10 protein-coding genes are annotated in these 7,833 nt (G+C 40.5%); 5 read left to right on the top strand and 5 right to left on the bottom strand.

The window, feature by feature from the left end; all coding sequences use genetic code 11:
• A partial coding sequence (locus G575_RS0105670) for a transposase (RefSeq protein WP_027971872.1) occupies positions 1–274 on the top strand: 274 nt, incomplete at its 5' end.
• Between the two features lie 92 nt (positions 275–366).
• Here G575_RS0105670 and yidC read toward each other — a convergent pair.
• Together yidC and G575_RS0105660 are read right to left on the bottom strand one after the other, a co-directional pair.
• Positions 367–1,284: a membrane protein insertase YidC gene (gene yidC / locus G575_RS0105665; protein ID WP_027971871.1), complete on the bottom strand. Its 918-nt coding sequence runs from the start codon at positions 1,282–1,284 to the stop codon at positions 367–369.
• Between the two features lie 78 nt (positions 1,285–1,362).
• A complete protein-coding gene (locus G575_RS0105660; RefSeq protein ID WP_027971870.1) occupies positions 1,363–1,641 on the bottom strand; it encodes an acylphosphatase in 279 nt (92 codons plus the stop codon).
• 159 nt (positions 1,642–1,800) lie between these two features.
• Between G575_RS0105660 and G575_RS0105655 the strand changes: the two genes are divergently transcribed.
• From G575_RS0105655 to G575_RS0105645, 3 genes are all read left to right on the top strand, one after another.
• Positions 1,801–2,937, top strand: coding sequence for a 5-methyltetrahydropteroyltriglutamate--homocysteine S-methyltransferase (locus tag G575_RS0105655; protein ID WP_027971869.1), 1,137 nt, complete (start codon positions 1,801–1,803; stop codon positions 2,935–2,937).
• 64 nt (positions 2,938–3,001) lie between these two features.
• Complete coding sequence (locus G575_RS0105650) at positions 3,002–3,505, top strand: ECF transporter S component (RefSeq protein WP_027971868.1); 504 nt, start codon at positions 3,002–3,004, stop codon at positions 3,503–3,505.
• Positions 3,489–3,869: a DUF4430 domain-containing protein gene (locus G575_RS0105645; RefSeq protein ID WP_027971867.1), complete on the top strand. Its 381-nt coding sequence runs from the start codon at positions 3,489–3,491 to the stop codon at positions 3,867–3,869. The genes G575_RS0105650 and G575_RS0105645 overlap by 17 nt, the downstream gene beginning before the upstream one ends.
• A 149-nt stretch (positions 3,870–4,018) precedes the next feature.
• Here the strand turns inward: G575_RS0105645 and G575_RS0105640 are convergent, their stop codons facing one another.
• The gene (locus G575_RS0105640) at positions 4,019–4,690 is read right to left on the bottom strand and encodes a potassium channel family protein (protein WP_027971866.1); all 672 of its coding nucleotides are present in this window, start codon (positions 4,688–4,690) and stop codon (positions 4,019–4,021) included.
• A gap of 30 nt (positions 4,691–4,720) precedes the next feature.
• Positions 4,721–6,097: a TrkH family potassium uptake protein gene (locus tag G575_RS0105635; protein WP_027971865.1), complete on the bottom strand. Its 1,377-nt coding sequence runs from the start codon at positions 6,095–6,097 to the stop codon at positions 4,721–4,723.
• Positions 6,098–6,223: 126 nt separating this feature from the next.
• On the opposite strand from G575_RS0105635, the gene G575_RS0105630 reads away from it, so the two are divergent.
• Complete coding sequence (locus tag G575_RS0105630) at positions 6,224–6,949, top strand: TraX family protein (protein ID WP_051176942.1); 726 nt, start codon at positions 6,224–6,226, stop codon at positions 6,947–6,949.
• A gap of 137 nt (positions 6,950–7,086) precedes the next feature.
• On the opposite strand, the gene rsmG is transcribed toward G575_RS0105630, so the two are convergent.
• Entirely contained in the window at positions 7,087–7,800 is a 714-nt protein-coding gene (gene rsmG, locus G575_RS0105625; protein WP_027971863.1) for a 16S rRNA (guanine(527)-N(7))-methyltransferase RsmG, read from the bottom strand.
• Between the last annotated feature and the right edge of the window lie 33 nt (positions 7,801–7,833).

Here is a 7,833-nt window from a genome sequence, read left to right as displayed (position 1 = left end):
AACTGAATGCTTTGAACTCATTGAAGACCATTTGAAGCTCGTCAAGCAGCCATTTTTGACCGTCTTCAAGACCTTTCTCAAATACAAAGCTTACATCATCAACGCACTTGAGTTGCCTTATTCCAATGCCAAGTTGGAAGCGACCAACAAGCTTATCAAGGACATCAAACGCCAAGCTTTTGGATTTCGAAACTTCAAAAACTTTAAAACTAAAATTCTCATCGCTTTGAACATGCAAAGAGAGAGAACCAATTTGATTCTCTCTCGTGCTTAGTTATAAGTCACCCACTACAGTTGACAATGAGCCTTTTAAAGGATATGTCTCAAGAGGTTCTTCAACATTGAGATTATGTCTGATATTATTTTTTATTTGCGTTTTTTCTGTTTGCCAGCGTTACGGTTTGTTTTTGCTAAAGTTGCCTGTGGTTGACTCGGAGTGACATCCTTACGAGCTGATGTAGCTTTGAATTTTTTTGGTGGATTCAGTTTGAACTCTTCCGCTACTTTTTCGCGTAAGCGAGGCTTGATCATATAAGTGGTAATCAATTGTTGGAAGATGGAGAAGAAGCCGCCGACCAACCAATAAAGTCCGACACTTGATGGAAGGCTAATGGTAAAGACGGCCATCATGATTGGCATTGTATACATCGTTGCTTTCATCTGTTGGCGTTGGTCTTCAGGTACAGCCTGAATGGATAACCAAGACTGAACGAAATAGAGCGCCACGATAATAGCAATAAGGATGAAATCGGGTTTCCCAAGATTCATCCACAAGAAGGTGCTGTCAGCGATACCTGGCGTATGTATCGAAGCAAAGTACATAGCAGAGAAGAAAGGCATTTGGATGAGCAATGGTAGGCATCCGATGCCCCCGAACATACTAACACCATTTTCTTTTTGAGCAGCAAAGAGGTCGGCTTGAGCAGCCATTTTCTCTTCTTGTGTCAGGTTAGGGTCCTTCATGCGATTTTGAAGAGGTTCCAATATTGGAGCTAAGTACGCACGTTTTTCAGCTTGATAAGCAGCTTTGCTACTTTGAGACAAGCCAAGTGGGAGGATGACGAGCCTAACGATGATAGTAACAAGGATAATACCAATACCAAAACCAAGTCCTAGATTTTCAGCAAAAAAGCTGATTAAATTAGCCATTGGTTGACCTAATAAATCCCAAATAAAGCCAGTAGGTTCCCCTGTTGTCTTATCTCGTTGGACACAGCCACTCAGAAGTAGTAGGAGTGAAATTGATAGCCCAGAAAGGGCCAAACGTTTGAATTGTTTAGTCACAGTTAGATTCCTTTAATTTTAATAATGCCTTTCTATTTTACCGTTTTTTGAAAAAATTCTCAATCATTCTGCTGATTTTTAATAAGAGATACGAAAATCACTAAAATCTGAAAAGTGGGTCATTGTGACATCAAGGTAAGTCACTCTTGCAAAAGGAGAGGGATTATTGCGGAGTTCTTGGATAAAACGTACCATCTTATTGGAGTCGTGAGACTGTGCCAAGATTTCAACAGTACCGTCGTCGTTATTCCACACACGACCATAAATATCACCAATTTCAAGTGCTAAGGCACAAGTGGAATACCGAAAGCCGACTCCCTGAACTCGACCAGAGACTAGAATTCTAAGTTTTTTCATGTTGGCCACCATTTCTTATTTTTCCCCATTATAACATGGTTGGGATAAGGAAAATATATAGTTTTTGGCTATAAAAAACAATAGAATATATATATTTTACAACTATAAGTTTGTCTGTTAGAATAAGCTTATCTAAACGGTTTATGGAGGTAATCAATGATGGTAAATAAGGTATTTGAACACGTAGGCTCTTTTCTTCGTCCTAAAGAACTCCAAGAAGCGCGCACTGCCTTTGAAACTGGTCAGATAGGCCTAGGAGATCTTGTTGAGATTGAGGACAAGGCTATCCGAGACTTGGTTGATAAGCAAATTGAGGCTGGGCTTGAAAAGGTAACAGATGGAGAATTTCGTCGTGCCTATTGGCATCTAGATTTCTTTTGGGGTTTCAATGGTGTCGAGCATGTGCATGCCGCAGAAGGTTATCGTTTCCACGATGAGACGACCAAAGCCGATTCAGCCTTACTATCTGGGAAAATCACAGGAGACAATCATCCGTTTGTTGCCGCTTATCAATTTTTGAAAAATTATGTTGATGAAAAAAGCGGAGTTGTAGAGGCTAAGTATACTATCCCTGCGCCAGCACAGTTCTATTTTGAGCTCATCCGTGATGCAGAACATGTGGCAAATCTTAATGATATTTATCCAAACTTTGAGGATGTGCGTAAGGATATTAAAGAGGCCTATTTAACGGTTATCAATGATTTGGTAGCTGCAGGGCTAAAGACACTTCAAGTGGATGACTGCACCTGGGGAGTGTTGGTTGATGGGAATTTCTTAACAGGATGGGGTGCTGCTACGGGGCAGACAGCTCAGGAAGTTCGTGACAACCTGGCAAATCTCTTTTTGACATTGAATAATGATGTTTATGAAAATGTCCCTGAAGGTTTGACTCTTAATACTCACGTTTGTCGAGGCAATTTCCATTCGACATGGGCAACATCAGGTCCTTATGATGCGGTAGCAGATGAGCTTTTCAATAGAGAAGTGGTAGACAGTTACTTCCTTGAATATGACAATGAACGTTCTGGTGGTTTTGAACCTTTAGCTAAGGTTTCTGGGGATAAGGTAGCAGTTCTTGGCTTGATTACTTCTAAAAATGGTAGCCTAGAAGATAAGGAAACCGTCGTTGCACGTATCCGGGAAGCAGAGCATTTCTTACCGCTAGATCGACTTTGGCTCTCTACACAGTGTGGTTTCGCTTCAACAGAGGAGGGGAATATCTTGACCGAAGAAGATCAGTGGAAAAAACTGGCTTTAGTTAAAGACATAATTGATGAAGTTTGGGGATCAAAATAGCTAAAAAGGAGTTAAGGCTCCTTTTTGTCTTGACAGGTTTTGAAATTTTAGCTAGACTAAAATCATGTTTAAGCGCCATCAAAACTTACGCACGATGAGCAGGATAGCTCTTTTATCAGCCCTTTGTGTGGTTCTTCGTTTACAGTTCTCTGCTTGGGGAAATGTCCAGCCAATTACGGCGATTTTTCTTGTTTCAGCAGTGACCTTTGGCCTGACTCAAGGGATAAGTGCCATGGCCATAACCATGTTAGTCAGTTCTTTTTTACTGGGGTTTGGTATTTGGGTTCCTTTTCAGATCCTGAGTTTTGCGATTATTATGGTGTTATGGCGTTACTTTTTTCCTCTGTTAGCAAAAAGTATTGTGCTTCAGTCGATTGTGGCTGCAGGTCTAGCTTTTTTTTACGGGGTGGTTATCGATAGTTTTATGGCAGCAGTTTTTGGCATGCCTTGGTGGACCTATGTGGCTGCTGGTGCTAGTTTTAATCTAGCGCATGCTATCTCAACGTTATGTTTTTACCCCATTATTTTGATGATTTTTAGGAGATTTTTAGATGAGAAAATGGTTTAAGTGGTTTACTCTTTTGTTACTTTCTTTGATGCTGGTGGCTTGTGGCAATAGCGGAGCAAATCAGCAAACGAGCACCCAAAGTCAGGGCAAGGTGCATTTGATTGTCACGATTGATACCAACACAATTGATGAACAAGTGGCTTTTGATGAAGGAGATACAGTGATGGATGTCCTTAAAGCAAATTATGCTGTTGAAGAGACGGACGGATTTATCACAGCTATCGATGGTCAAGAGCAGAATCCGGCAGAAAAACTATATTGGATGTTTGATGTCAATGGTGAGATGGCTCCTAAAGCTGCCAATCAAATAAAAGTTCAAGATGGCGATAAAATTGAATTTTATCAGGAAAAATTTGAGAACTAAAAAGGCTAGGCGAAAAGTCTTAGAAATAGAAAACAGCTTAGAATTGCGTTATCAGAAACGTTGCTTCTAAGCTGTTTTTGCTTGTTAAAATTTTTAATCGGAAGGGGAATTTTTTAGTTTGCCCAACCTCTTTTAGTTGTTAATAACGCTTATTTAAGATAACCTAGGTAATCATATTTTTCAAAAGTACGCTTATTCGCGACAGCGACAATAATGTTTCCCTCCTTTAGAGGAGCATTGATATCAAAGCTTGTCGATAGTGGTGTGCCTTTGTCAGAACGCAGGCCGATTAAATTGATGTCAAATTGTTTGCGAACGTTGAGTTCGAGGACGCTTTTCCCTAACCACTCTTGTGGGACGTGAAATTCTATAACAGCAATGTCTTCTTCGAGATGGTAAATATCGGTGATATTGTGCCGCATTAGAGTAGAGGCGAGGTTTTTTCCGCTTTCCCGTTCTGGTGAAATAACCCGATCAGCACCAATCTCATAAAGAACTTCCTCAAAAATCGTATTATTGGCTTTCGCTATGATGTGGTTGACACCGAGCTTCTTGCAATGCATTAAAGCTAAAACAGAGCTTTCTAAATTATTGCCAGTAGCGATGACTACCAGATCACATTGCTCAATACCGATAGCTTTTAGAAAATCTAAATCTGTAATGTCGCCAATAGCCGATTTGCTTACAAAATCAGCCACGGCTTCGACATGGTTAGCTTTATTATCAAGGGCGATGACTTCCTGTCCAAAGGTACTTAGCTCCAGTGCTAGGCTGTAGCCGAAACGCCCTAAACCTAAGACGCCGATAATTTTTTGTTTCATAAAAGGATCCTTTCCTTAAGGGAGAGTGATTTAACCAAGACTGATATCCGTCTTCGGATAGGTCACTGCGGTCTTTTGTTTTTGAGAGAGGCTGAGTATTACCGTAATCGGGCCAACACGGCCAATAAACATCAAACAGATGAGCACAATTCTTCCAAATGTTCCAATTTGACTGGTTAGGTTCATGGAAACACCAGAAGTTGCCAATGCGCTAGCTGTTTCAAATAGCAAGGCAAAAGGTGATAAGGTTGGCTCTGCTATAAGAAGAAGGAAATAACCTATCACAAAAACACTGAAGAAGAAAACGAGAATGGTCAGCACCTGTCGCATGATGGCTTCAGGAATACTGCGTCCAGAAAAGGTCACCTGTCGCTCGCCACGAAATTCCGCTCTAAAGAGAAGATAAATCAGAGAAGCACAGGCAAGTTTTATGCCTCCTGCTGTCCCTCCAGGAGCCCCTCCAATAATCATCTGAACGATGAAGCTAAAATTGGTTGCAGGGAGCGCTTGGTTGTAGTCTATAGTAGCAAAGCCAGCAGTCCTCATGGTCACGGTCTGAAAGAAGGCAGTCAAGAGTTGGTGAAAGGGTGGGAGTTTTCCTAAGGTATTAGGGTTCTGTAGTTCTAAAAGCCAAGTCACAAGTGTTCCAAGGGTCAGTATAATGCCTGTAGTTTGAAGGACCAATCTGGTTTGAATCTTGAGTCGTCTGAATCTCCTAAAAGGGGTGTAGGGCTTCTCTCTAAACTGATCTTTGACAACTGCTATGATATCAAACCAGTTGGCGAATCCCAATCCTCCCGCAATAATAAGACCTGCGATGACTAGATTAACGAGAGTATTGGTCTGAAAGGTTATCAGACTACTACTTCCTAAGTTGTCAAAACCTGCATTGCAAAAAGCTGAAACCGCTAAAAAGATGGCGTTAAAGATGCCGCTTTTCAACCCGAAACGTGGGATAAAATCAATCATTAACAGCAGTGCAGCTAGGAATTCCATTCCAAACGTAAAGTAGTAAACAGAAATTAGGTAGGATTTGAGTTGGCTGCTAGAGTTTTGGCTAAGGGAACTTTGTAGTATCGATTGGTCATTGAGTGAGAGTTTCTTTTTTACGGTAAAATAGCTGAGGGCAATTAAGGTGACCAGCCCTAAGCCACCGATTTGAATAAGGAGAAGGGCAATAACTTGTCCAAAAACATTATAGACATCAGTGATGGGAAATACCGATAGCCCCGTCACACAGACCATTGAGACAACCGTGAAAAGATGGTCGAGATAGGTCGTTTGAGGCGATGTGTCCTTGTGAAAAATAGGAAGTGATAGCAGAATACTACCAATTAAAATCACTAATATAAAACTAAGGCAAAGCTTTTGTGTGACACTGAATTCTTTGGATAATAATGGTTTCACGGATGTCTCCTTTCTACTAATAATCTAATCATAGCAAAAATCAAGGGATAGGCAAAGAATCTGGCAAGAAAACTTGCTTTTTTCTTCTTAAGACGTTAGACTGTAATGAAGAAAGTGAGGAGAGACGTGAAAAAATTAAATGCTTTTCATCTTAAATTGATTGCGATTATAGCTATGCTAATCAACCATATTGGTCATACGTTTGAGGCTTATTGGACTTCGCCGATTTGGGTCTTTTTGTATCTTGCGATTGGCCTTTTAACCTTTCCAATTATGGCTTATTTGGTTGTAGAGGGCTTTTTCTACACTAAAAATCGCTGGCGTTACGCAGGTCGCTTAGGTATTTTTAGCCTGATTTCCTTTGTCCCATTTCATTTTTTATTTCATCCTCCTTTTCCGCTTTGGCCAGGAAATAACATCATGTTTACCTTGATGATGGGTGTTGTGATGATGATGCTTCTTGAACGTTTCCCCAAGGTGAGTTTGCAATTTCTACTACTTTTTCTTTTTATAGGGCTTACGATCTGGTCAGATTGGCAATTTTTTGGGATTCCTATTATTTTTACCTTTTATAAATGTCGTGAGAATAAGCAAAAGTTTTGGCTTATTCCACTGATTTCTCTCCTTATGCTTTTGTTAAATCTCTCAGTATACGGAGCCTATTTATCCATTCCTGTGATTTTTGCAACGGTTTTTTCAAATCTAGGGATCCTGCTTGTTTTGCCGATACTATCAACCTATAATGGATACCGAGGGTATTCTCCAAACTGGGTCAAATGGGGATTCTATATCTTTTATCCCCTTCACTTGGTGTTGCTCTTAGGGCTTCGTTGGCTCCTTCTGGGCTCTTGAGTCTCTGTGAAAGCTCACCTTAGATTCTATTCAGAACCTAAGAAAACTTCTCACGACCCTTTAACCACTTGGAGGTGACACGAGTCTAGTTTTGGTTGTTATAATACCTAAAAAGCTGCTTGTTAGGAAGCAGCTTTTTATAATGGTTTTTTATTTGGGATTCCCGCTTTGCGAGGGTATTTGTTTGGGGTTTCTTTTTTCTTTTCGACGATGGTGATGTTTCGACCGTCCCCGTTTGGTAAGGTATAATTATAGCTTTCTAGAACTTTTGAAAATAGCAGAGCAAGGGCAGTCTTTGCGTCAGCCAATTCATCTTCAGCAGCAGCAGCTTTTAAGGCAATTAATTTGCCACCGACCGTTAGGAAAGGAATGGTCAGTTCTGATAAGACTTGCATACGGGCCACAGCACGTGCGGTCACGATATCAAAGCTAGCGCGAAAAGTCTTATCTTGACCAAAATCTTCGGCTCTGCCATGATAAAAATGAACTCCGGTCAGCTGTAATTCCTCAGCTAATAAGTTTAAAAACTGAATCCGCTTATTGAGAGAGTCAATAATGGTCACCTCAAGGTTTGGGCATAGGATTTTCATCGGTAAGCTAGGAAAACCTGCCCCAGCACCAATGTCTAACAATTTAATGGCATGATTGTCGATTTTGCCTTGTAGCACAGGTGCAATAGAATCAAAGAAATGCTTGAGGTAGACATCATTTTTATCGGTAATGGCTGTTAGGTTGATTTTCTCATTCCACTCAACCAAGAGTTCAAAATAGCGTTCAAACTGTTTCTGTTGAAAATCGGTCAGGTTAAAACCGTGTTCTTGGAGTTTTTTATAAAATTCTTCTGGTGTCATAGCTTTATTTTACCACAAAAAAAGGAAATCTTG

It is taken from the genome of Streptococcus plurextorum DSM 22810 (assembly GCF_000423745.1).
GTDB lineage: Bacteria > Bacillota > Bacilli > Lactobacillales > Streptococcaceae > Streptococcus > Streptococcus plurextorum.
This window is presented reverse-complemented; position numbering and strand designations above follow the sequence as displayed.